The 26,498-nt window shown below is 67.2% G+C and carries 20 protein-coding genes; 6 read left to right on the plus strand and 14 right to left on the minus strand.

What is annotated here, in order from left to right; genetic code table 11:
* Nucleotides 1-9: 9 nt before the first annotated feature.
* Genes treY through VF194_RS08130 form a run of 6 tightly spaced genes read right to left on the minus strand, consistent with a single transcriptional unit; the run spans nucleotide 10 to nucleotide 13,861 of the window.
* Nucleotides 10-2,595: a malto-oligosyltrehalose synthase gene (gene treY / locus VF194_RS08105; protein ID WP_330889822.1), complete on the minus strand. Its 2,586-nt coding sequence runs from the start codon at nucleotides 2,593-2,595 to the stop codon at nucleotides 10-12.
* A complete protein-coding gene (gene treZ / locus VF194_RS08110; protein WP_330889824.1) occupies nucleotides 2,595-4,370 on the minus strand; it encodes a malto-oligosyltrehalose trehalohydrolase in 1,776 nt (591 codons plus the stop codon). The genes treY and treZ overlap by 1 nt, the downstream gene beginning before the upstream one ends.
* Complete coding sequence (glgX, locus tag VF194_RS08115; protein WP_330889825.1) at nucleotides 4,367-6,445, minus strand: glycogen debranching protein GlgX; 2,079 nt, start codon at nucleotides 6,443-6,445, stop codon at nucleotides 4,367-4,369. The genes treZ and glgX overlap by 4 nt, the downstream gene beginning before the upstream one ends.
* The gene (gene glgB, locus VF194_RS08120; RefSeq protein ID WP_330889827.1) at nucleotides 6,442-8,595 is read right to left on the minus strand and encodes a 1,4-alpha-glucan branching protein GlgB; all 2,154 of its coding nucleotides are present in this window, start codon (nucleotides 8,593-8,595) and stop codon (nucleotides 6,442-6,444) included. Before glgB ends, glgX begins: the two co-directional genes overlap by 4 nt.
* Nucleotides 8,592-11,897, minus strand: coding sequence for a maltose alpha-D-glucosyltransferase (gene treS / locus VF194_RS08125; RefSeq protein WP_330889829.1), 3,306 nt, complete (start codon nucleotides 11,895-11,897; stop codon nucleotides 8,592-8,594). Before treS ends, glgB begins: the two co-directional genes overlap by 4 nt.
* Nucleotides 11,894-13,861: an alpha-1,4-glucan--maltose-1-phosphate maltosyltransferase gene (locus tag VF194_RS08130; protein WP_330889831.1), complete on the minus strand. Its 1,968-nt coding sequence runs from the start codon at nucleotides 13,859-13,861 to the stop codon at nucleotides 11,894-11,896. Before VF194_RS08130 ends, treS begins: the two co-directional genes overlap by 4 nt.
* Nucleotides 13,862-14,055: 194 nt before the next feature.
* Between VF194_RS08130 and malQ the strand changes: the two genes are divergently transcribed.
* A complete protein-coding gene (gene malQ / locus VF194_RS08135; protein ID WP_330889833.1) occupies nucleotides 14,056-16,038 on the plus strand; it encodes a 4-alpha-glucanotransferase in 1,983 nt (660 codons plus the stop codon).
* A 3-nt stretch (nucleotides 16,039-16,041) separates the two neighbouring features.
* Here the strand turns inward: malQ and VF194_RS08140 are convergent, their stop codons facing one another.
* The 3 genes from VF194_RS08140 to VF194_RS08150 all read right to left on the minus strand — a co-directional run bounded on the left by VF194_RS08140 (nucleotide 16,042) and on the right by VF194_RS08150 (nucleotide 17,897).
* Entirely contained in the window at nucleotides 16,042-16,677 is a 636-nt protein-coding gene (locus VF194_RS08140) for a hypothetical protein (RefSeq protein WP_330889835.1), read from the minus strand.
* Nucleotides 16,678-16,781: 104 nt separating this feature from the next.
* The gene (locus tag VF194_RS08145) at nucleotides 16,782-17,039 is read right to left on the minus strand and encodes a hypothetical protein (protein ID WP_330889837.1); all 258 of its coding nucleotides are present in this window, start codon (nucleotides 17,037-17,039) and stop codon (nucleotides 16,782-16,784) included.
* Nucleotides 17,040-17,327: 288 nt separating this feature from the next.
* On the minus strand, nucleotides 17,328-17,897 hold the full coding sequence (locus VF194_RS08150) for a TetR/AcrR family transcriptional regulator (RefSeq protein WP_330889840.1): 570 nt from the start codon (nucleotides 17,895-17,897) through the stop codon (nucleotides 17,328-17,330).
* 81 nt (nucleotides 17,898-17,978) lie between these two features.
* On the opposite strand from VF194_RS08150, the gene VF194_RS08155 reads away from it, so the two are divergent.
* Nucleotides 17,979-18,506: a pyridoxamine 5'-phosphate oxidase family protein gene (locus VF194_RS08155; protein ID WP_330889842.1), complete on the plus strand. Its 528-nt coding sequence runs from the start codon at nucleotides 17,979-17,981 to the stop codon at nucleotides 18,504-18,506.
* Here the strand turns inward: VF194_RS08155 and VF194_RS08160 are convergent, their stop codons facing one another.
* From VF194_RS08160 to speB, 3 genes are all read right to left on the minus strand, one after another.
* Entirely contained in the window at nucleotides 18,507-19,913 is a 1,407-nt protein-coding gene (locus VF194_RS08160) for a homospermidine synthase (protein WP_330889845.1), read from the minus strand.
* A 104-nt stretch (nucleotides 19,914-20,017) separates the two neighbouring features.
* Complete coding sequence (locus VF194_RS08165) at nucleotides 20,018-21,256, minus strand: type III PLP-dependent enzyme (RefSeq protein ID WP_330889847.1); 1,239 nt, start codon at nucleotides 21,254-21,256, stop codon at nucleotides 20,018-20,020.
* A gap of 390 nt (nucleotides 21,257-21,646) precedes the next feature.
* Nucleotides 21,647-22,546, minus strand: coding sequence for an agmatinase (gene speB, locus VF194_RS08170; protein WP_330889849.1), 900 nt, complete (start codon nucleotides 22,544-22,546; stop codon nucleotides 21,647-21,649).
* 176 nt (nucleotides 22,547-22,722) lie between these two features.
* On the opposite strand from speB, the gene VF194_RS08175 reads away from it, so the two are divergent.
* Nucleotides 22,723-23,976: an FAD-dependent oxidoreductase gene (locus tag VF194_RS08175; RefSeq protein WP_330889851.1), complete on the plus strand. Its 1,254-nt coding sequence runs from the start codon at nucleotides 22,723-22,725 to the stop codon at nucleotides 23,974-23,976.
* 61 nt (nucleotides 23,977-24,037) lie between these two features.
* Here VF194_RS08175 and VF194_RS08180 read toward each other — a convergent pair whose 3' ends face one another.
* Nucleotides 24,038-24,361: a hypothetical protein gene (locus VF194_RS08180; protein ID WP_330889853.1), complete on the minus strand. Its 324-nt coding sequence runs from the start codon at nucleotides 24,359-24,361 to the stop codon at nucleotides 24,038-24,040.
* Nucleotides 24,362-24,580: 219 nt separating this feature from the next.
* Between VF194_RS08180 and VF194_RS08185 the strand changes: the two genes are divergently transcribed.
* The 3 genes from VF194_RS08185 (at nucleotide 24,581) to VF194_RS08195 (ending at nucleotide 25,485) form a co-directional block, all read left to right on the plus strand.
* Nucleotides 24,581-24,820, plus strand: coding sequence for a KTSC domain-containing protein (locus tag VF194_RS08185; RefSeq protein ID WP_330889854.1), 240 nt, complete (start codon nucleotides 24,581-24,583; stop codon nucleotides 24,818-24,820).
* A gap of 144 nt (nucleotides 24,821-24,964) precedes the next feature.
* Nucleotides 24,965-25,192, plus strand: coding sequence for a hypothetical protein (locus VF194_RS08190; protein ID WP_330889856.1), 228 nt, complete (start codon nucleotides 24,965-24,967; stop codon nucleotides 25,190-25,192).
* A gap of 101 nt (nucleotides 25,193-25,293) precedes the next feature.
* Nucleotides 25,294-25,485: a hypothetical protein gene (locus VF194_RS08195; RefSeq protein WP_330889859.1), complete on the plus strand. Its 192-nt coding sequence runs from the start codon at nucleotides 25,294-25,296 to the stop codon at nucleotides 25,483-25,485.
* 54 nt (nucleotides 25,486-25,539) lie between these two features.
* Here VF194_RS08195 and VF194_RS08200 read toward each other — a convergent pair whose 3' ends face one another.
* Complete coding sequence (locus tag VF194_RS08200; RefSeq protein ID WP_330889860.1) at nucleotides 25,540-26,490, minus strand: MBL fold metallo-hydrolase; 951 nt, start codon at nucleotides 26,488-26,490, stop codon at nucleotides 25,540-25,542.
* Nucleotides 26,491-26,498: the final 8 nt, after the last annotated feature.

Consider the following 26,498-nt stretch of genomic DNA (forward strand, 5'->3'; position numbering starts at 1 on the left):
AACGCGCCCTCAGCCCTGGCGGCGGGCGGAGAGGACGGCGACCGGCAAAGTGCCGAGCAGATCGGCCAGCCGGACCGTTCCGGCGCTCGGCGTCAGCCGCCCCTCCGTCAGGTTGTCGCAAAACCGCAGCCCGTCCGGCAAACGGATAGAGCTACTGCCGCTACTGCCGCCGCTGCCGGCTGAGGCGGCATGATCCGGCCAGCGGCGGCCGCCATCGCTGACCGGGGCGAAGCGGCGCAGGGCGAGGCAGACGATCATGTCGCCGTCATGCGCGCGCGCGAAGGCGGTGACGTGCGGATCGCCAGCGACCGGCAGCGGGATATACGCGCCGCGCTCGAAAACGAGGGGCAGCCGTTTGCGCAATTGCAGCAGCCGGTATTGCAGGGCGAGCTTGATCCGGCCGTCTTGCCATCGCCGTTGCAGCGCCGGCCAGTCGGGCGCGCGGACGGCATCGAGGGCAAGCGCGCGCGCCGCCCAGTCGACCGGCCGCCGGTTGTCGGGATCGACCAGCGCAAGATCCCAGAATTCGCTGCCCTGATAGAAATCCGGCACGCCCGGCATCAGCGTCTTGAACGCCAGTTGCGACAGGCCGGACAGCGCGCCGAGCAAGGCGGCGCGCGCGGCCAAAGGACGGAAGGCGGCACGGAAATCGGCGTCGTCGAGCCGCGCATCGAGGAAGGCCAGCGCGGCCTGCTCGTAGGCTTCGTCCGGCTGCAGCCAGTTCGTCGCCGTCTTGCTCTCGCGCAGGGCCTTGACGGCGTATTGCTTCAGGCGGCGGCGGAAATCCTCCCCGGGCGCGCCGTCCCGGGCATTCTTTCGGGCATCGCCGCAAGAGCCGCCCTCGGCATCGTCCCAGGCGCCGAGCAGGGTCTGATAGAGCAGATATTCATGCCCCGCATCGAGCCCGGCGGCCGGCGGGCGGCGCAGCCAGGCCTTCATCAGCGCGATCCAGTCGGCGGATATTTCCGTCAGGCTGGCGATGCGCAGCCGCGCATCCTCGCCGCGCTTGGTATCGTGCGTCGCCGTCGCGGTGAGGCCGGCCGGCTGCGCGGCCTGGCGCTGCCGCAGGCGGCGATGCCATTCGTCCGTATCCGCGGCCGCGCTGTCGGGACTGCCGCCGACCTCGTTCAGCGCCAGCAGCGCCACCGCGCGATAGAAATGCGTATCCTCCAGCGCCTTGGCCATGACCGGGCCGGAAAGCTGCTGCAGCCGGGCGACGAATTCGCCCGCCTCCGCCGTGCCGCCGGCCGCCAGCAGGAGGCCTTCGAGCCGATCGAGAACCGCATGGCAATCCTGCGCCGCCGCCTGCCTGGCGTCGCGCAGGGCCTGGCGGACGATGGCGGCGTCGTGCGGCGACAGACGGCCGGGCGTGATGTAGGTGCGGTAGACCGGCAGGGCGATGATATAGGCCGCGAGCGCCTGGCGCAGTTGCGCGCGCCCGGCCTGCGCCGCCGCCATCGCCGGAAGCTGCGCCAGCCGCGAGACCAGCATCTCCAGCTCGCCGGCGAACAGGGTGTTCAGCACATAGGCCTTGGCATCGGCGCAGCTGCTCTGCCTGCCCTTCTCTTGGCCGCCCTTCTCTTGCCCGCCCTTCTCTTGCCCGCCCTTCTCTTGCCAATAGGCCCGCAGGGCCGACAGGCCGGCGGGATCGATCAGATGGCGCGTGATCAGGTTGCCCCATTCGTAGCCGGTCGTGCCGCTGACGCCGGGCAGATCGGGCAGGGGCTCGTCGGCTTCGAGGATTTTCTCGACCAGGATATAGGGCTGCGGCAGGCCGCGCGCCGCCAGCTCGGCCTCGAGCCGGCGGCAATAGGCGGCGGGATCGCGCAGCCCGTCGATGTGATCGAGGCGGACGCCGTGAATCCTGCGCTCCTCGACGAGCCGGAACAGCAGCCGATGCACGGCATCGAACACGGCGGGATCCTCGATCCGCAGGCCGACCAGTTCGTTGATGTCGAAGAAGCGGCGATAGTTGATCTCGGCGGCGGCGCGCTGCCAATGCACCAGGCGGTAATGCTGCTGCCGGAGCAAGGGCCGCAGCGCGCCGGCATCTGCGTCGCGATCCGCATTTTGCAGCGACGGCGCCGAGAGCGGCAGCCGGTGCTCGAAATAGCGAAGCTCGTCGCCGGCAATCCGCAACTGACGTTTGTCTATCGCCTCTTCCAGCGAACTGCCCAGGATCGGCAGGGTCACCGCCGGATGCTCGTATCCGTCGTATCGGCGCCAGTCGATATCGAAGAAGGCGGCGAAATCCGATTCCCGGCCCCGGCGCAGCACATCGTACCACCAGGGATTCTCCGCCACCGCCGCCATGTGGTTCGGCACGAAATCGACCAGGATGCCCAGATCGGCCGCGCGGCAGGCGGCGCAGAGCGCATCGAATCCCGCCGCGCCGCCCAGTTCGGGATTGAGCCGCGTCGGATCGGTGACGTCATAGCCATGCATGCTGCCCTTGCGGGCCGTGGTGATCGGCGACAGATAAAGATGGCTGATGCCCAGTTCGGCCAGATAGGGCACGCGCCCGGCGGCCGCGGCGAAGCCGAAATCCGGCGTCAGCTGCAGCCGGTAGGTCGCGCGCGGCGGATCAGGCGGCATCAGGCGCCCTCCAGCCACCAGGCGACATGCCAGGGCGGCAGGCCGTCGCCGCTGGCATTGCCCCAGATCACCGCGCCCTGCGGCCGGCCATGCCGGTCCTCGCCCGCCATGTCGGAGAGGTTGGCCTGCAAGGTCAGGCGCGCGACGCCCAGCAGCCAGGCGCAGCGCAGGCAATGGCCGTCGATCTCGCCGGCGGTCTGCAGCGGTTCGCAGCCCTGCAGCAGCGGCACGACATGGCGGCGGCGGATCTCCAGCAGCGTCCTGACCAGCGTCAGCCGCCGGCCGGCCTCGCCGGCGCGCCCGCCCGCCCAGTCGAGCTTCGTCATCAGGAAAGTATCGAGGGCGAGCGCGTCCGGCGGCTCCTCGCCGGGCCGCGCGGCGCGGAACATCGCGGCGAATTCCCGGCGCCGCCCGTTGCGCACGGCATCGGCCAGCACGCCGGTGAAATCGCAGAAGAAGGGAAACGGCTGCGGCGCGCCCCATTCCTCGCCCATGAACAGCAAAGGCACGAAGGGCGCCAGCAGGGTGACGGCGAGCGCGGCTTCCACCGCGCGCGGCGAGGCGATGGCGGACAGCCGCTCGCCATAGGGCCGGTTGCCGATCTGATCGTGATTCTGCAGGAAGTTCACGAAGGCGGCGGGCGGCAGCCCGCGGCTGGGCTGGCCGCGCCGGGCGCCGCGGCGATGCAGCGAGGCCTCGCCCTGATAGACGAAGCCCTGCGCCAGGGCGCGGAAAAGCTGGGCATGCGGCCTGGGATAATCCTCGTAATAGCCGGCCGTCTCGCCGGTGAGCAGCACATGCCAGGCATGGTGATAATCGTCGTTCCACTGCGCCCGGAACGCGCCGCCGCTTCGCTGCGGCGCCAGCAGGTCGGCGGCATTGTCGTCATTCTCCAGGATCAGATGGATGTGGCGGCCTTCCGCCTCGGCCAGCGTCCCGACCGCCTCGGCCAGCGCGCGCAGGATGTCGGGCTCGCCGCGCATGCGGATCGCGTGGACGGCATCGAGCCGCAGCCCGTCGAAGCGGTAGGCCGACAGCCAGTGCAGCGCATTCTGGATGGCGAAGGCGCGCACCGGCGCGCGGCGATAATCGATCGCTTTGCCCCAGGGCGTATGGCCGTCCTCGGTGAAGAAATGCGGCGCATATTGTTCGAGGTAATTTCCTTCCGGGCCGAAATGATTGTAGACCACATCGAGGAAGACCATCAGGCCGCGCTCATGCGCGGCGTCGATCAGCGCCTTCAGATCCTCCGGCCGGCCATAGGCGCTGTCGGGCGCGAACAGCAGCACGCCGTCATAGCCCCAGTTGCGGGCGCCGGCAAAATCCGCCACCGGCATCAGTTCGATCGCGGTAATCCCGGTTTCGACCAGATGGTCGAGATGCGCGATGGCGCCGCGGAACGTGCCCTCGGCGCTGAAGCTGCCGAGATGCAATTCGTAGATCACGGCTTCCGACCAGGGCCGCCCCCGCCATGCCGCGGCCCTCCAGCCGAATTCGTGATCGATCACTTCGCTGGGGCCGGAGACATCCTCGGGCTGGTAATGCGAGGCGGGGTCGGGCACGCGCAGCCGGCCATCCACCTCGAATTGGTAGCGCGATCCGGAGCCGGCCTCCGGCACGGCGCGGCTGAACCAGCCGTCCGGCGCCGGCTGCATCGGGAAGGCGCGGCCGCCCAGGATCAGCGCGACGGTTTGGGCGGCCGGCGCCCAGAGATTGAACGTGACCTTGCCCGGCTGCACGAGCGGACCATGGCGCAGGACGGCATTCCCGCTCATGGATAGCCGCCCAGGACCAGCACGGCATAGGGCGGGATGGCGACCTCGCCGCCGCCTTGCAGGCCGTGCGGCGCCGGCGCTTCGTCGAACGACAGTTCGGTTCGCCATTCCCGGATGCCGGGCCAGTCCGGCAGCATCTGCTGCACGGCGATATCGGCCCCGTTCATCGCGATCAGCACCGGCGGATGCCCGTCGGCCAGCGGACCGACGGTCCAGCACAGATAGCGCGCCTGCTCGAAATGCCAGTCGCCCTCGGTCATCTCGGCGCCGTCCGGCCGCCACCACTGGATCGTATGCGGCTCGCCCGGCCTGCCCATGCCGAGCCAGCGCTGCGAGGCCAGCTGCGGAAACCGGCGGCGCAGTTCCGCCAGCCGGCCGATCAGCGCCGTCATGTCGAAACCCGGATCGTTCAGGTTCGACCAGTCGACCCAGCCGATCGGGCTGTCCTGGCAATAGGCGTTGTTGTTGCCGCCCTGGCTGTTGGCCACCTCATCGCCGGCCAGGATGAGCGGCACGCCCTGCGACAGCAGCAGGCAGGCCATCATGCATTGGCGTATGCTCTTCCGCCTGGCGAGTATCTCCGGATCGTCCGTCGGCCCTTCGACGCCGCAATTGAAGCTGTCGCTGTGATCGGAGCCGTCGCGGTTCTCCTCGCCATTCTCCTCGTTGTGCTTTTCGGCATAGCTGACCAGATCGGCCAGGGTGAAGCCGTCATGCACCGTGACGTGATTGATGCTGGCGCGCGGCCCGCGGCCGTCGTGACTGAACAGATCGGCCGAACCGGAAAGCTTTCCCGCCAGCGTGCCGATCAGGCCTTCCTCGCCACGCCAGAACTTGCGGACGGTCTGCCGGAAGGCGTCGTTCCACTCGGACCAGCCATCGGGAAAGGCGCCGACCTGATAGCCGCCGAGGCCCAGATCCCAGGGTTCGGCGATCAGCTTCACATGCGACAGCGTCGGGTCCTGCCGGATCGCGGCGAAGAAGCTCGACTGCCGGTCGAAGCCCTGCGCGCCGCGGCCAAGCGTGGTGGCAAGGTCGAAGCGGAAGCCGTCGACATGGCATTGCTCGACCCAGTAGCGCAGCGAATCCATCACCATCTGCAGCACATGCGGATGGGTGAGGTTGAGCGAATTGCCGCAGCCGGTGAAATCCTCGTAATAGCGCGGCTCGTCCGGCTTCAGCCAGTAGTAACAGGCGTTGTCGATGCCGCGGAAGGACATGGTCGGCCCGAGCTGGTTGCCTTCGGCGGTGTGGTTGTAGACCACGTCGAGGATCACCTCGATGCCCGCATCGTGCAGGCGGGCGACGGTCGACTTGAAGGCCGAGACGGCGCCGCCAGTGGGGGCGAAGCGCGGCTCGGGCGCGAAATAGCCGATCGAATTGTAGCCCCAGTAATTGCGCATGCCGCGCTCGATCAGATGCCGGTCGTCGATGAAGGCATGCACCGGCAGCAATTCGATGGCGGTGACGCCCAGCCGCTTGAGATGCGCCACCATTTCCGGCGCCGCGAGACCGCGGAACAGGCCGCGCCAGGCTTCGGGCACGTCCTGGCGCTGCTGGGTCAGGCCTTTCACATGCGCCTCGTATATCACCGTATCGGCCCAGGAGGTGCGCAGCGGCAGATCGCCGCCCCAGGTGAAGGCGTCGTCCACCACGATGCCCTTGATCATGCCGCGCGCGCTGTCGCGCCGGTCGAAGGACAGATCCGCGCGCGCGCTGTCGGCGCGGTAGCCGAACAGGTGATCGCTCCAGATCAGCCGGCCGGTGACCGCCTTGGCATAGGGATCGAGCAGCAGCTTGTGATGATTGAAGCGGTGCCCCTTCGCCGGCTGATACGGCCCGTAGACCCGATAGCCGTAAAGCTGGCCCGGCGAGACATCGGGCAGATAGCCGTGAAAGACGTCGTCGGTGCGTTCGGGCAGGGCCACGCGTTCCAGCTCGCGATGGCCCTGGGGATCGAACAGGCAGAGTTCCACCTTCTCGGCATTGGCCGAGAACAGCGCGAAGTTGACGCCGCGCCCGTCCCAGGTGGCGCCGAACTGCTCGGCATGTCCAGGCAGCACCCGCATGCTCATGGCGCCGGCACCAGGAAGACGGTGGCGAGCGGCGGCAGGTCGAGCGTCAGCCTGGCGCCGGCCGCGTCCTGCTGCGCGCGGATTTCGCCGGCATTGCCGACATTGCCGCCGCCATAGAAGGCCGAGTCGGTATTCAGCACCTCGCGCCATGTGCCGCCGCGCGGCACGGCGAATGTGTAGCCGCGCCGGATTTCGGGCGTGAAATTCGACGCCACGATGCAGAGCGCATCCGGATCGCGGCCGCGGCGCAGCCAGACGAAGACGCTTTGCTGCACATCGCCGCCGACGATCCATTCGAAGCCCGCCGCCTCGCAGTCGCATTCGTGCAGGGCCGCGCAGCCCGCATAAAGGCGGTTGAGATCGCGGATCAGGGTCTGAACGCCGGCATGGCGCGCATCGCCGAGCAGATGCCAGTCGAGGCTGCGCTCGTGGCTCCACTCGGCGCGCTGCGCGAATTCGTTGCCCATGAAGAGCAGCTTCTTGCCCGGATGGCCGAACATCATGCCGTAATAGGCGCGCAGATTGGCGAAGGCCTGCCAGTCGTCGCCCGGCATGCGGGCGAGGATGGAGCCCTTGCCGTGCACGACCTCGTCATGCGACAGCGGCAGGATGAAATTCTCGGAAAAGGCGTAATGCAGGCCGAAGGAGATTTCGTCGTGATGGTGTTTGCGATGGACCGGATCGCGGCCGATATATTGCAGCGTGTCGTGCATCCAGCCCATGTTCCATTTGTAGCCGAAGCCCAGCCCGCCGCCCTCGATCGGCCGCGACACCTGCGGCCAGGCGGTCGATTCCTCGGCCATGGTGGTGGCGGCGGGAAAACGGCCGAACACTTCGCGGTTCAGCCGCTTGAGGAAATCGACGGCTTCGAGATTCTCGCGGCCGCCGAAACGGTTCGGCACCCATTCGCCCTGGGGCCGGCTGTAGTCGAGATAGAGCATCGACGCCACCGCATCGACGCGCAGGCCGTCGGTGCCGTAGCGGTCGAGCCAGAACAGCGCGTTGGTGAAGAGGAAATTCGCGACTTCGACGCGGCCGTAATTGTAGATCAGCGTGCCCCAGTCGAGATGCCGGCCCTGGCGCGGATCCTCGTGTTCGTAGACGGCCTGGCCACTGAAGCGGTGCAGGCCATGCGGATCGTCGGGGAAATGGCCCGGCACCCAGTCGAGAATGACGGCCAGGCCGGCTTCGTGGCAGGCCTCGACGAAATGCAGGAAATCCGCCGGCGTGCCGTAGCGGCTGGTGGGCGCGAACAGCCCGATCGGCTGATAGCCCCATGAACCGTCGAAGGGATGCTCCATCACCGGCAGAAGCTCGATATGGGTGAAGCCCATCTCGGCGGCATAGCGCGGCAATTCGTCGGCCAGTTCGCGGTAGGACAGCCAGCGATCGCCCTCCTCGGGCCGGCGGCGCCACGAGCCGAGATGCACCTCGTAGATCGAGATCGGCCGGTCGCGCCGGTTGGCATCGGCGGGCGCCGGCGTGATCTGCCTGAGGCAGCCCAGATCGAAGACGACGGAAGCCGTGTCCGGGCGCAGGCGGCTGGCGAAGGCGAGCGGGTCGGCCTTCAGCGGCAGCAGCGCGCCATGTTCGGAGATCACCTCGAACTTGTAATTGTCGCCCACCGCCGCGCCGGGCACGAAGATTTCCCAGAAGCCGGGGCCGCGCACCCGCATCGCATGCCGGCGGCCATCCCAGTGATTGAAGTCGCCGACGACGCTGACCCGGCGCGCATTCGGCGCGAAGACGACGAAGGCCACGCCGGCGACGCCGTCCAGCGTCATCGGATGGGCGCCGAGCTTGCGGTACATCTCCAGATGCGCGCCCTGCGACAGAAGATGCACATCCAGATCGCCCAGGATCGGCGGGAAGCGGTAGGCATCCTCGAATTCCGCCGCGCCGGTCTTGAACTGCACGCGCAGCCGGTAATGCGGGTCGGCCTTGGCGACCGGCCCGGCGAACAGCCCGGCTTCGTCCAGCCGCGGCAGGTCTATCTTCGCATTGTCCTGCAATACGCAGACCTGCATCGCGTCGGGGAAGAAGGCGCGCACCACCGGCTTGCCGCTTTCCTCATGCAGGCCGAGATAGCCAAAGGGATCGCAATGCTGCCCCTGGATGATCGCTCTGGCAGCTGGCGGCAAGGTCTTCATACCGGGGCGGCTTCGCTGTTGAACAGGAGGGTCCAGAGGCCGATCAGCGGCATATGCAGCCAGCTCGGCCGGTTCGAGAGTTCGTAGCCGACCTCGTAGATCACCTTGTCGACCTGAAGCAGGCGGATCCAATCATCGGCAAGCTCGTCCTCCGGCCAGGCGGGATGCCCGGCCATGCCGGCGCGATAGGCGTCCAGGAAGGCGGCGGCCGAGCGGTTGCGCCAGTCGGCGATCTCGGCGTTGATGCTTTCCGAGCCGTCCGGCAGGGTCTGCAGCAGCCGCTCCAGCGCCGACAGTCCGGCATAATCCAGCGAGCGGAGCTGCCCGGCGACATCGCGCAGCATGACGCCCTTGCGGCGGCGCTCCTCGATCCTGCGATGCGGCTCGCCCTCGAAATCCAGGATGTAGACATCGCCCTGCACGATCATCACCTGGCCGAGATGGAAATCGCCGTGATAGCGGATCTTGAGCGGCAACGGATGCGCCGGCACCAATCCGTCCAGCCGCTTCAGGATCGCATCCCTGCGGCCGAGGATGGCGGCGACGAGCGGCTGCGCCTTGGCGGGAATTCCGCCGCCCGCCTTCGTCAGGGCATCGAGCAGCGCCGTGGCGCGATCGAGGATTTTCGAGCGCTCGCCTTGCACATCCTCCTGCGTCATCCGCTCGGGCCGGAAGGCCTCGTCGCCATGGTCCTCGGCCAAAGCGCGGTGCAGCTCCGCAAGGCGGACGCCGATTTCCGTCATGCGGACCAGATAGGTGTTGTGCACGCCGTCGGAGGGCGCGTCCCCGGCGGGCAGCAGGCGGCGCTCCTCCAGGAAGCGGTCGAGATGGCCGGTGGTCAAAGCCCAGCCGTCGCCCTGATTGCGGATGAAGCGGTGCAGCACGGCCAGGCCATTCGCCGCGCCGTCCAGGTCGATTTCCGCCGCCCCGAGGAATTCCGGCGTGTTGCCGTAGCCGCGCGCGGCGAGGTGGCGGCCGATCTCGATTTCCGGATTCACGCCCGGCTGCAGTTGCCGGTAGATCTTGAGGACATATTCCTCGTTGATGATGATCGAGGAATTGGTCTGCTCCACGCCGACGCTGTGCGCCGTCTCCACCGGATTGAGCGCCGCCTGCCGGAATTGCGGCGTCGGCAGGAAGCGGATGGCCTGATCGCCCTGCGCCACGCTGCTGCCGCGATGGAAATGCTCCAGCATCTCGCGGGCGAAATCCGGCTCGTTGGTGGCCTGCGCCATGATGCCTTCGCGCGGCCCGCGCCGGATCGCGGCGAGGACCTGCTCGGCGGCGCCGGGCTTGGCGGGATCGACGCGCGCCCATCTGGTCATCAGCGGCAGCACATAGCGGCCCGACTGGTTGGCCGATGTCGTATCGACGATGGCAAGGCTGAGGCCGGGCTCGCCGTCCCGCAGCACCAGGTTCGCCTTGAGCTGCGCCTTCAGATGGCGGGACGACTTGTCGGAGAACCAGCGCTGCGCGCGGATGAATCCCGGCAGCGCCTCGGTTTCCAGCGCCACCCGGGCGACGCCCTTGTCGAGCGAACTCCAGGAGACCGGCCAGACCAGGGTGGGGAAAGCCGGCTTGACCGGCAGCTCCTTGTAGTCGAGCGGCTTCTTGCCGCAAAGCTGGAACCAGAAGAAGCCGTATGGCGCGAGCGTGACCTGAAACGGCTCCTTGGTGATGGCCGGAAACCAGGTGCGGCCCAGCATTTCCAGCGGATGCCGGCCGGCAAAATGGGACAGGTCGATTTCGGCCGCCTGCGCCGCGCGCGACAGATTGGCGATGCACAGGATCACCTCGTCGCCGTCCTGCCGCAGATAGGCCAGGATCGCGCGGTTGTCCGGGCGCAGGAAGGTCAGCGTGCCGCGGCCGAAGCATTTGCTCGACTTGCGCACGCCGATCAGCTTTTTCGTCCAGCTCAGATAGGATGACAGGCTGCGCGACTGCGCTTCGACATTGACCGCCTGATAGCCATAGACCGGGTCCATGTTGGCCGGCAGATAAAGCTGCGCCGGATTGCATTGCGAAAAGCCGCCATTGCGGTCCGGCGTCCATTGCATCGGCGTGCGCACGCTGTCGCGGTCGCCGAGGAAGATATTGTCGCCCATGCCGATCTCGTCGCCGTAATAGAGAATCGGCGTGCCGGGGAACGACAGCAGCAGGCTGTTCATCAGTTCGATCTTGCGCCGGTCACCATCCATCAGCGGCGCCAGCCGGCGCCGGATGCCGAGATTGATGCGGGCGCGCGGGTCGGTGGCATAGGTGGACCACAGATAGTCGCGCTCGACATCCGTCACCATCTCCAGCGTCAGCTCGTCGTGATTGCGCAGGAACAGCGCCCATTGGCAATTGTCCGGAATGTCCGGCGTCTGCCGCATGATGTCGGTGATCGGATGCCTGTCTTCCTGGGCGATCGCCATGTAGATGCGCGGCATCAGCGGGAAGTGATAGGCCATGTGGCATTCGTCGCCGTCGCCGAAATAGGCGCTCACATCCTCCGGCCACTGGTTGGCCTCGGCCAGAAACAGCTTGCCCGGCGCATAGGCATCCAGCTCGGCGCGCAGGCGTTTGATCACCGCATGGGTCTCGGGCAGGTTCTCGTTGCTGGTGCCTTCGCGTTCGAGGAGATAGGGGATGGCGTCGAGGCGGAAGCCGTCGACGCCCTTGTCGACCCAGAACCGCATCACCTTGACGATCTCGGCGATGACCTGCGGATTGTCGAAATTGAGGTCGGGCTGGTGCGAAAAGAAGCGATGCCAGTAATAGGCCTTGGCGGCGGGGTCCCAGGTCCAGTTGGATTTTTCCGTGTCGGTGAAGATGATCCGGGTTTCCGGATATTTCCGGTCCGTGTCGCTCCACACATACCAGTCGCGCCAGGCCGAATCCTTGCGGGCCTGGCGGGCGCGCTGGAACCAGGGATGCTCGTTTGAGGTGTGATTGATCACCAGCTCGGTGATGACCCGCAGATTGCGGCGCTTGGCCTCCGCCATGAAGCGGCGGAAATCGCCCATATCGCCGAAGGCCGGGTTGATCGAGCGGTAATCGGCGATGTCGTAGCCGTCGTCGCGCAGCGGGCTTTTGTAGAAGGGCAGCAGCCAGAGGCAGGTGACCCCCAGGTCCTGGAGATAGGCGAGCTTGCCGGTCAGGCCGGCGAAATCGCCGATGCCGTCATTGTTGCTGTCGCAGAAGGCCTTCACATGCAGCTGGTAGATGACGGCGTCCTTGTACCAATCGAGATTCTCCTCATGCGCCGCGACCGGCGGCCGCAGCGCGGTGAGGACTTCGGCGCCGACCGGCGCGTTCATGGCAGGCACCGGAAGACGATCATGGGATTGACGGCGGGATCCAGCGTCAGGCGTATCCCGCCCCATTCCAGCCGATGCTCGGAACCGTCGAGCAGGTTGACCAGGGCGGCGACCCTTTTCCGGTCGCCGGCCGGGCCGATCGTCAGGTCGCCGAAATGCAGCCAGAACTGGCGCGGCTCGGCGCCACTGACCGCGATGGCGCAGGCGATGGCGTTCGTGCCGTCGCCGGATTCCTTCAGGAATCCGATCGTGCCGTCGTGGTCGAGCAGCAGAAAGCGCAGATCGTTGGTCTGCTGCAGGGCCGGATTCTCGCGCCGCAGCCGGTTGAGCTGCGCGATGTAGCCCTTGATGTTGCCCGGCTTGTTCCAGTCGCGGGTCTTGAACTCGTATTTCTCCGAGTTGAGATATTCCTCCCGGCCGGGCAGCGGCTCGTGCTCGAGCAGTTCGAAGCCGTTATAGATGCCGTAGGCGCCGGACAATGTGGCGGCCAGCGCGAAGCGCGCCTTGAACAGCCATGCCTCGCCGCTCTGCAACTGGTAGGGCAGGATGTCCGGCGTGGTGACGAAGAAATTGGGACGGTAGAATTCGCGCGTCGGGAAGGCGGTGAGCTCCGAGAGATATTCGCCCAGTTCCGCCTTCGTGGTGCGCCAGGTGAAATAGGTATACGACTGGCTGAAGCCCAGCTTGGCCAGCGCCTTCATCACTTTCGGCCGCGTGAAGGCCTCGGACAGGAACAGGACATCCGGATCCTGCCGCTGCACCTCGCGGATCATCCATTCCCAGAACGGAAACGGCTTGGTATGGGGATTGTCGACGCGGAAGATTTTCACGCCTTCGCCGACCCAGAACAGCACGACGTCGCGCAGCGCCTTCCACAGATTCGCCCAGTCGCTGCAGTAGAAATCGACATTGACGATGTCTTCGTATTTCTTCGGCGGGTTTTCCGCATAGCGGATGGTGCCGTCCGGCCGGCGCTGGAACCAGTCGGGATGCTCGCTTAGCCAGGGATGATCGAGCGAGCATTGGATGGCGAAGTCGAGCGCCACCTCCATTTCGTGATCCCGGCAGGCCCGCACGAAGCGCCGGAAGGCCTCGATCCCGCCCAGCTCGGCATGAACCGCGTCATGGCCGCCTTCCGCCGATCCGATGGCGTAGAAGCTGCCCGGATCGCCCGGCGCCGCAATGGTGCTGTTGTTGCGCCCCTTGCGGTTGGTCTGCCCGATCGGGTGGATCGGCGTCAGATAGACGACATCGAAGCCGAGCGCGGCGATATCGGGCAGGCGCGCGATGCAATCGTCGAAGGTCGCGCTGCGGCCGGGCTCCGTGCCCTGGCTGCGCGGCACCATCTCGTACCAGGCCGAGGCGCGCGCCGCCGGGCGGTCCACCCGCAGCGGAAAATCCTGGCTGATCGAGCGGTCCGCCTGCGGCAGCGCTTCCGCCATGGTATGGGCGAGTTCCTCCGCGGCGAGCGCGCGGAAGGCTGCTTCCGGCGAGCCGGCCTCGCGGCGCGCCATCGGGGCGATGCGGGCGCGGTCGAGCAGCCGCCAGCCCTCCTCGATCTCCTGCTCGAGCGGCTGGCCGGCGGCCTGACGCACTTTCAGGTCGCGCTGCCAGCTTGCGAAGGTGTCCGTCCAGGCCTCGATCGCATAGACGTAGCGGCCGGGCTTGTCCGGCACGAAACTGCCCATCCAGCGATCATTGCCGTGATGCGTCATCGCCGCGGTGCGGCGGTCCAGCTCGCCCTCCAGCCCCCAGAGGATGCGGGCGGAGAGGATGTCATGGCCATCGCGGAAAATGTCGGCCCAGACCTCGACCTTCTCGCCGACGATGCGTTTGGCGGCAAAGCGTCCGTTTTCGATGGACGGATAGACGTCTTCGATGAAAACGCGGGCGGTTTCGGCGGGACGCAGATTGGCCAGCAGCTGGGGAGATGGGTGTTTCCGATCCTTCGCCAAGCCTGCCACCACTTCATCCGATGCCGCGAGGCCCCAGAAACCCCGCCGCGGGGACATTGGTTCCCTGTTTGCGGTTCCCTGTTTGCGGTTCCCTGTTTGCGTGCCGCCGGCGGCGGCGGCGCAGGACGGAACAGGTTCGCCGGCTGCCCTGTTCACATGATTTACATGGGCGAAGGCTGCGCGCGCGGCGCGAGCGAGGGGATGTGGCGGAAACAGCGGACCGGAAGACGACAGCGGACCGGAAGAGCTACACTGCAGCGTTGCTGACCGTTTACGAAGATGCCGAGGGCAAGCTGCAGCGGCCCTCCGCCGCGACGCTGGAAAAGCTCGGGAAACTGCTCTCTGCCTCGGCGGAGACGCAGCGGCATCCGGTGGCGATGGCGGGCGATGCCATCGACCTTGCCGCATTGCGCGGCAACGACGGCGGCAACGGCAGCAGCAGCAACGGCAGCAGTGCCAGCGCATGGCTGCTGAGCCGCGACGGCCGGACGGTGCTGAGCGGTTCGGGCGCGACGGCACGGCTGGCGGCCGATCTGCCGGCGGGCGAGTATCTGTTGCGCATCGCCGGGGATGCCGGCGCCGGCTGGCCGGTCCTGGTTACGCCCCGCGAGGCCTATCAGCCGGCATTCGCGCGCCAGGACAAGCGGACCTGGCTGCTGGGCCTGCAGCTCTATGCCCTGGCCTCGCCGGACAATTGGGGCCATGGCGATTTCGGCGATCTGCTGCGCCTGCTGGAGATCTGCGCGGCGGCGGGCTGCGGCGGCATCGGGCTCAACCCGCTGCATGCGCTGTTCCGGCACAGCCCCGAGGATGCCAGCCCCTACGCTCCGAGCAGCCGCCTGTTCATCAATCCCCTGTATCTCGATCTGCGCCGCCTGCCCGGCTACGCGGACGAGTTCGCAAGCCTGGCCCGCGATCTGCCCCGAAACGCCGCGCTGATGGATTACGCCTCGGCCGCGCGGACCAAATATGCCGTCATCGATGCGGCGTATCGGCGTTTCATCGCGCATCCGGATGGCGCTGCCGCTGCCGAATTCGCCGATTTCCGCCGGCGCAGGGGCGAGCCGCTGCGGCGCTTCGCCGCCTTCGATCTGCTGCAGGCGCGCCACGGCCTGGATTGGCGCGCATGGCCCGAGGCATGGCGCAGTCCGGACGACGCGCGGATCGCCAGGCTGGCGGCCGAGGAGCCGGAGGCGATCGGCGCGGCCGAATTCGCCCAGTGGCAATGTCACGCCCAACTGGCCGCCTGCCGCGACCATGCGCGGCGCAAGCGCATGCCGGCCGGATTGTATCTCGATCTGGCGGTGGGGTCGCATCCCTGCGGCTTCGATGCCTGGAACGACCAGGCGGCGTTTCTCCAGGGCGCCACGATCGGCGCGCCGCCCGATGCGCTGAATGCGGCAGGACAGAATTGGGGGCTGACCGCTTTCGATCCCGCGGTGCTGCTTCGCTGCGCCTTCAAACCGTTCCGCGACATCCTTGCCGCCGCCATGGAGTATGCCGGCGCCATACGGATCGACCATATCCTGGGCCTGAACCGCCTGTACCTCATTCCCGATGGCGCCAGCGCCCGCGAGGGCGCCTATCTGCGCTATCCGCTGCACGAGCTGCTCGCCGTTCTGGCCCATGAAAGCCGGCAGTGGCGCTGCCTGGTGGTGGGCGAGGATCTGGGCACCGTTCCGCAGGGCTTGCGCGCGCAGCTTCGCGCCGCCGGCATCTGGACCTACATCGTCACCCTGTTCGAGCGCGCCGCCGATGGCAGCTTCCGCGATCCGGCGGATTATCCCTATCGGGCGCTGGCGACATTCGCAACGCACGACCTGCCGCCCTTTGCCGGCTGGGCGGAGGGACAGGATCTTAAAACCCTGCGCGCGCTTGGCATACCGGCGCATGAAAGCGCGGCGGCGCGCCGGAAAGCCTATGCCGCGCTCATGCATGCCATCCGCTCCCGCCGCCCCGCCGCCGAAGGCTCGGCATTCGAGCGGACGATCGCCTGGCTGGGGGATTCCAACAGCGCCGTGATAGCGGTGGCCCTGGAAGACATCTTCGGGCTGAATCGCCAGCTCAATGTTCCCGGCACCCATACGGAATATCCGAACTGGCGTCACCGCACCGCCATCGGCTGGGCGGAGACGAAAACCAGGATCGAGACGATCGCCCGGATCCTCCATGGGCGGAGGTCGTGAGCTTCAGTAATTGGCGATGTTGCCTTCCGCGTCGGTCGGCAGCGAGCCGATCAGCAGCCGCGCGACGTCGCCCGCATCGTCGACGAATGGCAGCGTCAGGCGGTGCCAGCTCGAGACGAATTCGGCCCGCGCCGGCCGGCGCCGCGAATAGAGCGGCCGGCGGCGGCGGCAGGCGGCGCGGCTCTGCGCCAGCGCATATTCGGCGACATAATGGCTGGCGGGAAATTCGGAAAGCCGCTTGCCGGTCATGTCGAAGCCGGAGATCGCCGCGATGGTGCTGCCGTAGAGGCGGCAATGAAAATCCGCGCCGCCATCGAGCACGTCGAACTGGATGACGTGGCCCAGCGCCGGGCGCAGCGCGAAAGGATCGATCTGCGACAGATGCGGCGGGCCGCCAGCCGCTGCGGCCGACAGCGCGAACCAATGCTCCGCCAGGAAGCCCAGCACGGGCGGCAGCGCGTCTTTCGCCGGCTCCCAGACCAGTTCGACCGCCGAGCCGGTATGGCGCTCGAACACCTTGCGGATGCGCTTGAGGTCGGCCGCGGCGACGTCATCCGTCCAGCGCGCCACCCGCTTCCAATCGATGGCGTCGCCGGCCGCGGAACGGCTGCCGGCAGGATTCCTCAGTCGGCTGAACATGCAAGACCTGGCGCTGGCCCGGGGCGGGAGAGAGAGTTGAGTCCTGCGGAGAGCTTAGCCCAGGTCGCGGCCGGCGGGAAACCGCCGTGATGCGATAGCGGGGATCAGCGCCGCTGCATGTTGCGGATGCTGGAGACGCTCCGCCCGCTGCTGGGCACGCAGACGACCTTCACGCTTTCATCCTCGCGCAGGCCGCGGCCGATCGCGGTCTGGGCCACATAGGCCTGGCCGCGCATGGCGCACAGGCCGGGATGGCTAAACTCCTCGGGGACGCGCATGACGTCGATCGCCGTCTGGCGATTGCAGGCCGAAAGATCCGGCGTCGCCGCGAGCGAACATACGAGTACGAGAGCTGTCAGCATAAAATCCTCAATGAAAACGGGAAAATCACCCGTGGCTTCAGGTTCCTGGTCCAGTCGCTGGTTCCTGGTCCAGTCGCTGGGCCCTGAGCGGGCCTCGGTCCACCCGGCACACAATGCCCGACACACAACGCCCCACACAATGAATGCGCGGCGATGCGGTTCCGCATGGAACAAATCGCCGCATGGTCTCTCCCCGATTAACGCAATTTCCGCGCCCTCACAGCTCATTTTTTGGTAACGGCTGCGTCACAGCCATGCTGCCGATGCGTCGTGCAGCGCTGCCGGCGTTCAGCCGACGATGGCATGGAAGGTTTGCGTGATCAGCTCGTCGACCAAAGGCGGCGGCGGCTCGCGGCGTTCGAGATGACCGCGCACCGCGGCGACGGGCACTTCCGCCAGCACGAAAGTGGCGCGCCGGAGCTGGGCCGGGCCGACGCGCCCGAAAGCCTGGCGGGCGAAATCCCGCAGGCAGGCCTCGAAACGCGCGGCCTGATCGCGTACGTCTTTTTTCAGCGAAACGGGCCAATCGCCCTGAACGAAATCATGTCGGCTGTAGAGCAGCAAAAGCCTGGCGTCGTCGAGATGCCGGCGCGACCAGGCCGGCGTATGCAACGCGGCCGCCAGCCCGTCTTGGGCTTCGATGGCGGCAATGAAACCTTCCTGATAGGCCAGCACGGTCTGCACCCAGATTGCGCCGAGTAGGGCATCCCGCGATTCAAAGCGATGATAGAAGGAGCCTTTCGGCGCCTTCAACCGCGCGGCAACAGCATCGACCGTAACAGCCGCAGGGCCGCGCTCTGCCGCCAGCGTGCGCGCCGCCGCAAGAAAATCCCCATTGTCGAAATAGGCCTTTCCCATTTGGTTTTAGACTAAATGGTCTAGACCGTATGGTCAATACCGATTATTGTCACGCCACTCCTGCCGCAAACGAGGCTCGCCATGCCCAACACTGAAAATGGCCATAATGTCGCACGGCTGCTAGCCGGCGCGGCAAAGACGGTGCAAAGCGTGCGCTATTGCTGGTTGGTGACGGCACCGGAGAACGGCATCCAGGCGCGCCCGATGGGGCGTATCGCCTCGGATGCCGATATCAGCGACTGGACGATCCGCTTCGTCACCAATGGCCGTTCGCGCAAGGCAGCCGAATTGGACGCTAGCGCGGACGTAACACTGATCTTCCAGGACGATGCCAAGGATGCCTCTGCCGTCCTGAGCGGCCAGGCCGCGCTGCTGGCTGACGAAGCGACATTCCGCCGCCACTGGAAGGACGCATACAGCGTCTATTTCCCGACCGCGGAGGATCGCGCCGCGGCGGCTTTCATCGCTGTCACGGTGCTGCGCATGGAATTATGGATCCGCGGCGTGACGTCCGAGCCCTTCGGCCTGCACGCCACGGTGCTGGAGCGGGATGGCGCAGGCGAATGGCGATTGAAGCCCTCCCCCGCTCTCCCGGAAGGAAGGGGCTGATTACGCCACGCGGAAATTCTTGAACTGCCAGGGGTCGGTGCGGTCGAGCTCTTCCGGGAAGAGCGTTTCGCGCTCGAAGAGCGGCGTCCAGTCGCTGTAGACGCCGGCCATCTCGCCGAGATAGGGCCGGCAGATTTCCATGATGCGCTGATGATCGATCTCGTCGGCCTCGACCACGCCGGCGCGCGGATTCTCGATCGCCCAGACAAGGCCGGCCAGCACCGCGACCGTGACCTGCAGGCTGGTGGCGTTGTTGTACGGCACCAGCTTGCGCGTCTCCTCGATGGTCAGCCGCGAGCCATACCAGTAGGCGCCGCGGGCATGGCCCATCAGCAGCACGCCGAGTTCGTCCATGCCGCTTTCGATTTCGTCCATCATCAGCCGCTTGGCCGGCTGCATGGCCCAGTTCTTGCCGGCAATCTCGTGCAGCGACAGCACGGCATCGTCGCAGGGATGGTAGGCGTAATGCACGGTCGGGCGATAGACCACCGCATCGCCGCTTTTCACCGTGTAATAGTCGGCGATCGAGATCGACTCGTTATGCGTCACCAGAAAGCCGTGCATCGGCCCTTCCAGCGGCGTCCAGGAGCGCACGCGGGTGCCGGCGCCGGGCCGCATCAGATAGATCGCGGCGCCGCAGCCGAAATCGTGGTGCTTGCCGTCGGCGGGAAAATGCTTCTCATGGCTGCCCCAGCCGAGCTCGGACGGCTGGCAGCCCTCGCCGACGAAACCGTCGATTGACCAGGTGTTGACGAATTCGCCGCGCCGCTTCGGCCTGTCGGCCACCTGCGTGTCGCGCTCGGCGATATGGATCACCTTCACGCCCAGACGCTGCGCCAGGGCGGCCCAGCCGGCGCGGTCGCCCGGAACGGCCGTGCCATGGCCGGTATCGCGCGCGATATGCAGCAGCGCCTCCTTGACGAAATGCGACACCAGGCCGGGATTGGCGCCATGGGTCAGCACGGCGGTGGAGCCGTTCGGATATTTCCGCACCAGCGCGCGCGCCGATTCCCGCAAGGCATAGTTCGAGCGCTGCGAGGGGCTGAGCGACGGATCGGTATAGCCGCCGGCCCAGGGCTCGATGCAGGTATCGAGATAAAGCGCGCCCTGCGCCTGCGCCAGTTCGATCAGCGCCACCGAGGAGACGTCGACCGACAGGTTGAGCAGCGCATCGCCATCGCCGAGCAGCGGCTGCAGCACCTGGCGGTAATTCTCCCGCGTCAGTGCGATCCGCTCGAAGCGGATGCCGTACTCGCGCGCCTCGTCATGGCCGCGGTCTTCCGCCGTGACGATGGTGATGCGCTCCTTCGGCATGTCGATATGGCGCAGGATCAGCGGCAGGACGCCCTGGCCGATGCTGCCGAAACCGAGGATGACCAGGCGGCCGGAAAACGACACATGCTTCATGTTGGGCAGACTCCATCTTGGCGGCCGGTCCCCCGGTCCATCTCATGCCTTCTCTTAGCGGCGGGATATTGCCGCTGACAACAGCCGGATGCCCTTCAGCCGGATCATTCGGCGGCGTAGCCGGGCGTGAGCAGCAGCGGCGGGTCGGCCACCTCGACGAGCTGGCCGCGGTCGAAGCCGTTGAAGGCGGTGCGCAAAGTCGCGCCATAGGCGCCGAGCTGGCCGATCTCGATCCAGTCGCCCTCGGCCACGTCGGCAGGCAGCGCGAAGCCGCCCTCCATGCGGTCGAGGCTGTCGCAGGTCGGGCCGAACAGGGTGAAATCCTGCAGCGGCGCCGCGGACTCGCGCAGCAGCCGCAGCGGAAAGCGCCAGCGCAGCGCACCGGCATCCGACAGGCTGCCGTAAATGCCGTCATTGATATAGAGCGCGCCCTCGCGCCGCGCCTGCACCTGCACGACCACCGAAACACCCTGGGCGACCAGGGCGCGGCCGGGCTCCGCCCACAGCTCGTCCGGCGCCTTGCCGCCGAGCCGGGCGGCCAGGGCATCGCGGCCGGCCGTTATGGCGGCCATGATCGCGGCCAGCTCGGGCAGCCCGGCGCCGGGATAGGCGACGGGGAAGCCGCCGCCGACATCGAGGATGTCGAGCTTCACGCCGGCGGCCTGCGCGATCTCGCCGGCGCGCGCGATCGCCGCCGTCCACAGCGCCGGATCGGTCGCCTGCGAGCCGACATGGAAGGAGATGCCGAGCCGCGCGGTGCGGCCGCGGGCGCGGCGCAGCAGGTCCGGCGCGGCCTCGCCGGGCGCGCCGAACTTGCCGGACAGGTCCAAAGCCGCGCCGTTGCCGGGCGCCGTCTTGGGCAGCGCGATGCGCAGGATCAGGCCGAGATCGCCGGCCTGCCTGGTCTCGGCCAGGATCTTGTCCAGCTCGTCGGCGCCGTCGAAGGCGAAGTCGCGCACGCCATGCTCGAAATACGCCGAGCGGATGGCCGAACGGGCCTTGACCGGATGCATGTAGTGGATGCCGGCCTCGGGCAGCACCTGGCGCACCAGGGCCACCTCGGCCGGCGAGGCGCAGTCGAAGGCCCGCACGCCGCCGCGCCACAGCGCCGAGAGCACGCGCGGCTCCGGGTTGCACTTGACGGCATAGAGCGTGCGGCCGGGAAAGGCCGCGACGAAGGACCTGGCCGCCGCGGTGATCGCCTGCGGGCGCAGGCAATGCAACGGCTCTTCCGGGCGCAGCGCGGCGACCGCCGCCGCCACGGAGGGCAGGGCTTCTCGGCTGCGCCGTCGCGCATCGCGGCGCAGCGGGGATACGGCTACTCTCAGACGGGACGCGCGCATCGCACATCCTCCCAGGTACACTCCGGCCTCGCCGCGAACGGCGTGGCGGAACCAACAATGTCGGGGGAAACGCTAACCGATCCGGCGATCCCTGGACCGGCGCGCAACAAGGCTACAACCAACCTCTATGAGGCCAACCTCCATGAGGCCAACCTCTATAAGGCCAGCTGGCGCTGTCTGACGGCGCAACCATCGTCACCTCCTTCAAGGCACCAGCCCACGGATGGCTGGCTCTCCGAAAAGGACGCGTGCGTCGTTGCTTGACCCTGGCGGCCTTGGGCACGTGCGACCTGCGTCTGAGGCGTCATTTAACAACTCTGCGCCGCGACGCAAGTTAAAATTTGCCCGGCGGGAAAATTTTTGCCCGCGCGCCGGCGGCGGATGACAGCGTCAGGCCGGCAGCGCGAGGGCGAGATATTCGTAGACGAGCGTCGCCGCCGCCAGCGCCGTGATCTCGGCATGGTCGTAGACCGGCGCGACCTCGACCATGTCCATGCCGACGAAATTTAGGCCGCCCAGCCCGCGCAGCAGCGCCTGGGCCTGCCAGGTGGCAAGCCCGCCGATCTCCGGCGTGCCGGTGCCGGGCGCGAAGGCGGGATCGAGCGCGTCGATGTCGAAGGACAGATACGCAGCGCCGCCGGTCTTTTCCGAGCCGAGCACGGCGCGGATGCGCTCGACGATGCGGGCGACGCCCTGTTCGTGCACCTCCTGGGCGCTGACGATGCTCACGCCCTGCTGCAGCGTCCAGTCGAGCACCTCCTTCTGCACCGGCGAGCGGATGCCGACCTGGATCATGCGGCGCGGATCGACGAGACCCTCCCGGATGGCGTGGTAGAAGACCGAGCCATGGCCGTAAGGCTGGCCGAAGCTGTCCGGCCAGGTATCGACATGGGCGTCGAAATGCACCACGCCGACCGGACCGTGCCGCCTGGCCCGGGCGCGCAGCAGCGGCAGCGCGATGGCATGATCGCCGCCGAGCGTGACCAGATGGCGGATCGGCGCCGCCTGTCGCTCGATCAGCTCAAGGCTCGCCGCCACATCGCCGAGCGCGATCTCGAAATCGCCGATATCGGCGAGTTTCCCGGTCAGGTCGCGCCGCTGGGTCGGATGATCGCCATCGACCAGCATGCGGCTGGCGCGGCGGATCGCCTCGGGTCCGAAACGGGCGCCGGGGCGGTTGGTGGTGGCGATGTCGAACGGCACGCCGGCGATGACGGCCGCGGCATCCGGATCGCGGCGGGTGACGCCGAGAAAGCCGCCGGCGATGGCGAAGGTCGGGGTTCCGGTCATGACATTCCTCCAGCCTGGGGCGGGATGCGGGCCTGTTTTCGCCGGCTACCCTACAGCCCGGCCGGCCCGGGTCAACCGCATCCCGCAGACGCTCCGCGGCCCGGTGGTCCGGCCGGCGGCAGCCTGATACATTTCTGCGGGTTGCGCTTCCTGGAGCGGATAGCGGAGGGACTGCCATGCCGGACGATCGCAGAGCCCTGCCCGAGCAAGCGACCTGCTGCATCGTCGGCGGCGGCCCGGCGGGCATCATGCTGGGCTTTTTGCTGGCGCGCGCCGGCGTCGATGTCGCGGTGCTGGAGAAGCACAAGGATTTCCTGCGCGACTTCCGCGGCGATACCATCCATGCCTCGACGCTGGAACTGATGCGCGAGCTGGGCCTGCTGCAGGATTTCCTGCGCCTGCCGCATGAGAAGGTGGAATCCTTCACTGCCCGGTTCGGCCGCGAGGACGTGCGGATCGGCGACTTCACGCATCTGCCGACGCATTGCAAGTTCGTCGCCTTCATGCCGCAATGGCATTTCCTCGATTTCCTCGCCGGGCATGGCCGGCGCCATGCCGGCTTCAACCTGCAGATGGAAACCGAGGCGACCGGCCTGATCGTCGACGGCAGCGGCCGCATCGCCGGCGTGCGGGTGCAAACGCCGGCGGGCGCGCGCGAAATCCGCGCCGATCTCGTCGTCGCCTGCGACGGCCGGCATTCGCTGATGCGCCAGCAGAGCGGCCTGCCGCTGACGGATTACGGCGCGCCGATCGACGTGCTGTGGTTCCGCATCCCGCGCCGGGACGGCGATCCGCAGGAATTGCTCGGCCGCGTCGATTACGGCCATGCGCTGGTGCTGATCGACCGCGGCGCCTATTGGCAATGCGCCTATATCATCGCCAAGGGCAGCCTGGATGCGCTCAAGCGCCGGGGGCTGGCCGCGTTGCAGGCGCAGATCGCGCAGCTGGCGCCGTTTGCCGCCGACCGGCTGGACATGCTGGACGACTGGGAGAAGCTGAAGCTGCTTTCGGTGCAGGTCAACCGCCTGCAGCGCTGGCACCGGCCGGGCCTGCTTTGCATCGGCGATGCGGCGCATGCCATGTCGCCGGTCGGCGGCGTCGGCATCAATCTCGCGATCCAGGACGCGGTGGCGGCGGCCAACCTGCTGCATGCCGCGCTGCGCGCGCGCAAGCCGGTCGATCCGCTGCTGCAGCGCGTGCAGCAGCGCCGTTTCCTGCCGACCTGGCTGGTGCAGCGCTTTCAGGTGATGGCGCATGGCTTTCTGGCGCGCCATGTCCTGACGGCGCAGCCGGATCGCACCAGGAATGGCGCTTTGGCGCCGCCCTGGCCGCTGCGGCTGATCACCCGCCTGCCGGTGCTGCGCCAGCTTCTGCCGCGCTTCGTCGCGGTCGGCTACCGGCCGGAGCATATCGCCACGCCGCAGCTATAGGCTAGCCGGCAAGCCGCGCCGGGATGCCGGTGCCGGTACTCCTATTCATTCACCGGTCCTGTTATTCGCCGGGGCCGCGCACCAGGAAGCCGTAATGCAGGTCGAGCATGGCGACGCCGCCGCTGAGCATGCCGACCTCGGTGGCCGCCTGTTCGGCCTTGGCCTGCAGCATCTGGCATTCCCTCCGCTTCTGCTCGCAGAGCGCGGCATAGTCGTCGGGGCTTTGCGCCGCCGGGCCGCGCCTGAGCAGGCTGTTGAGTTCGGCCTCGCAATGCGCCTTGGCGCGGGACAGTTTCTGCTGCCGCTTGATGGCATCCAGGACGCGCTGCTGCGTCGCCTGACGCTGGCGGAGATTGGATGCGGCACTCGGGTTGGCGCTGGCCATGAGATGCTCCTGTCTGCGTGAAATGAAGATCGCGAAAACCAGTGTCGGGAAGTGTCGCATCGAAATGCGCCGCTATCGTGGCGCTATAACACCCGATGACGCGAAATGGTTGCATCGCAGCGGCGCTTTGGAACGGCAGCAGTCTGGAGCGGGGCGCCGGAACATGGCGGGGCCATCCCGGTTGACGGACAGCCGGTACTGGCCATGAGGCGGATGACAATGATCCCCGTCAGTTCCTCCACCCTGCGCGCCGTCGGCTACGAGCCCGAGCGCCGCATCCTGCGGCTGATCTTCAGCAGTGGCATAACCTACGACTATTTCGCCGTACCGTTGTCGGTCTATGACGCGCTGATGTCCGCCGTTTCGAAAGGGCGGTTTTTCAACACGCGGATCCGCGACCGCTATCGCTGCCGCCGCATGCCGCGGCAATGGAACAAAATGACCACCACGCGCGTTTGAATTACGTTGCGGCCTGTTGCCGCAGGCCAGCTGTCATGCTGGGAGTGTACTGGTGACTGTGAGTGTGCTGGTGACTGTGCGTTTCCCGACAGTGGGCGGCTGCAATCCCGTTTTCCTGCAGCCTTGTTGAACGGAGGGGGTACCATGCAGGTGAACGACTGGATCATCGATGTCTGCGCCAAGATCGTCGAGAACGAGGATTATGTCGTTTCGCTGTGCGACGATGCCGATGGCGGCTACGATGTTGCCTTCGTCCGCCCGAAGCGGCGCAGCCAGCTGGCCGGCATGGAGCAGATCGCCGGCCGCGAAGCCCTGATCGCCTTCCGCCAGGCTATGCGCGCCGCCGGCAGCCGCCACGGCTTCCGACCGTAATACTTCCTTACAAGTATTGATCGCGCCGCGATGGAACGCGGCGCGGCGCGTGGTGTTTCCCGCCCGCATGACTGTCGGGGATTCGAACGGGAGGCACCATCATGCAGATGACCGTGCTCCTACTGACGCTGCTGTTCCCCAACTGGGCGCAACAAAGCGCGCCGCACGCCCTGCAAGCCTGCACTGAACGCGCGACCATCCTGGCATCGCGGATGGAGGATTCGGCGGCGAAAGCCGCCGAATTGCAGCGCGCCTGCCGTGCCTTGCTGGCGGAAAAGCGGCAAAAGAGCTGACGCCGAAGCGGGCTTGAGGCGCCGCCGCCGAACAGGCGAGCTTGCGATCTCCTGCTAGCCGTTCAGCGCCGCCCACATCTCGCGGTCGCGTTCCGCCGTCCAGATGCGCGGATGATCCAGCCCGAGCGCCTCGTCGTAGGCGCGCGCCACGTTGAAGGGCTGGCAATGGTCGAAAATGGCGAAATTGCCGAAGCGCGGCCGCATCGCATCATTGGCGCGATCGAAGGCTTCCTTCAGCGACAAACCCTTGGCGGCGCTTTCCGCCACCGAGCCGTAGAGCGTGGTGAGGAAATCGCGGGTCAGCTGCAGGCCGTCGTTGACCTGCCTGGGATTGCTCAGCGCATCGCCGCGCCCGGGCACCAGGGCCTTGGCGTTGAAGCCGGCCAGAACGTCCAGCGTCTTCGGCCAGTCCTTGAAATGCGCATCGCCGCAATAGCAGGCCGAATGATATTCGACCAGATCGCCGGAGAACATCACGCCGGCATCGGGCACCCAGGCCACCGTATCGCCCGCGGTATGGCCGCGGCCCAGATGCATGATCTCGACCCGCCGCTTGCCCATATAGAGCGTCATCTGCCTGGGGAAGCTGATGGTCGGCCAGGTCAGCCCCGGGACGCTGTCGGCGGCCTGGAACAGGCGGGGGAAGCGGCCGTATTCGGAATCCCAGTCCTCCTTGCCGCGCTCGATGATCAGCGAGCGCGTCGCATCCGAGGCGATCACCTGCTGCGGCTTGTAGGCCGAGGCGCCGAGCACGCGCACGGCATGGTAATGCGACAGCAGCACGTATTTGATCGGCTTGTCGGTGACCTTGCGGATATGCGCGATCACCTGATCGGCCATCTTCGGCGTCGCCTGGGTGTCGATCACCATCACGCCGTCATCGCCGATGATCACGCCGGTATTGGGGTCGCCCTCGGCGGTGAAGGCATAAAGGCCATCGCCGAGCTGGGTGAAGGAAATCTTCTTCTCGGCGGTATCGGCGGTGGAAGCGAAGGCTTTCGACATGATGATCT

The sequence above is a fragment of the Ferrovibrio sp. genome, assembly GCF_036381655.1.
GTDB lineage: Bacteria > Pseudomonadota > Alphaproteobacteria > Ferrovibrionales > Ferrovibrionaceae > Ferrovibrio.

Coding starts and splice junctions, on each gene's coding strand:
- VF194_RS08155 (WP_330889842.1), top strand. CDS start 17,979: ATGCCCAACACTGAAAATGGCCATAATGTCGCACGGCTGCTAGCCGGC.
- glgB (WP_330889827.1), bottom strand. CDS start 8,595: ATGAAGACCTTGCCGCCAGCTGCCAGAGCGATCATCCAGGGGCAGCAT.
- VF194_RS08150 (WP_330889840.1), bottom strand. CDS start 17,897: ATGGGAAAGGCCTATTTCGACAATGGGGATTTTCTTGCGGCGGCGCGC.
- glgX (WP_330889825.1), bottom strand. CDS start 6,445: ATGAGCATGCGGGTGCTGCCTGGACATGCCGAGCAGTTCGGCGCCACC.
- VF194_RS08140 (WP_330889835.1), bottom strand. CDS start 16,677: ATGTTCAGCCGACTGAGGAATCCTGCCGGCAGCCGTTCCGCGGCCGGC.
- VF194_RS08185 (WP_330889854.1), top strand. CDS start 24,581: ATGATCCCCGTCAGTTCCTCCACCCTGCGCGCCGTCGGCTACGAGCCC.
- VF194_RS08190 (WP_330889856.1), top strand. CDS start 24,965: ATGCAGGTGAACGACTGGATCATCGATGTCTGCGCCAAGATCGTCGAG.
- VF194_RS08165 (WP_330889847.1), bottom strand. CDS start 21,256: ATGCGCGCGTCCCGTCTGAGAGTAGCCGTATCCCCGCTGCGCCGCGAT.
- treY (WP_330889822.1), bottom strand. CDS start 2,595: ATGCCGCCTGATCCGCCGCGCGCGACCTACCGGCTGCAGCTGACGCCG.
- VF194_RS08175 (WP_330889851.1), top strand. CDS start 22,723: ATGCCGGACGATCGCAGAGCCCTGCCCGAGCAAGCGACCTGCTGCATC.
- treZ (WP_330889824.1), bottom strand. CDS start 4,370: ATGAGCGGGAATGCCGTCCTGCGCCATGGTCCGCTCGTGCAGCCGGGC.
- speB (WP_330889849.1), bottom strand. CDS start 22,546: ATGACCGGAACCCCGACCTTCGCCATCGCCGGCGGCTTTCTCGGCGTC.
- VF194_RS08145 (WP_330889837.1), bottom strand. CDS start 17,039: ATGCTGACAGCTCTCGTACTCGTATGTTCGCTCGCGGCGACGCCGGAT.
- treS (WP_330889829.1), bottom strand. CDS start 11,897: ATGAACGCGCCGGTCGGCGCCGAAGTCCTCACCGCGCTGCGGCCGCCG.
- VF194_RS08200 (WP_330889860.1), bottom strand. CDS start 26,490: ATGTCGAAAGCCTTCGCTTCCACCGCCGATACCGCCGAGAAGAAGATT.
- VF194_RS08180 (WP_330889853.1), bottom strand. CDS start 24,361: ATGGCCAGCGCCAACCCGAGTGCCGCATCCAATCTCCGCCAGCGTCAG.
- VF194_RS08160 (WP_330889845.1), bottom strand. CDS start 19,913: ATGAAGCATGTGTCGTTTTCCGGCCGCCTGGTCATCCTCGGTTTCGGC.
- VF194_RS08195 (WP_330889859.1), top strand. CDS start 25,294: ATGCAGATGACCGTGCTCCTACTGACGCTGCTGTTCCCCAACTGGGCG.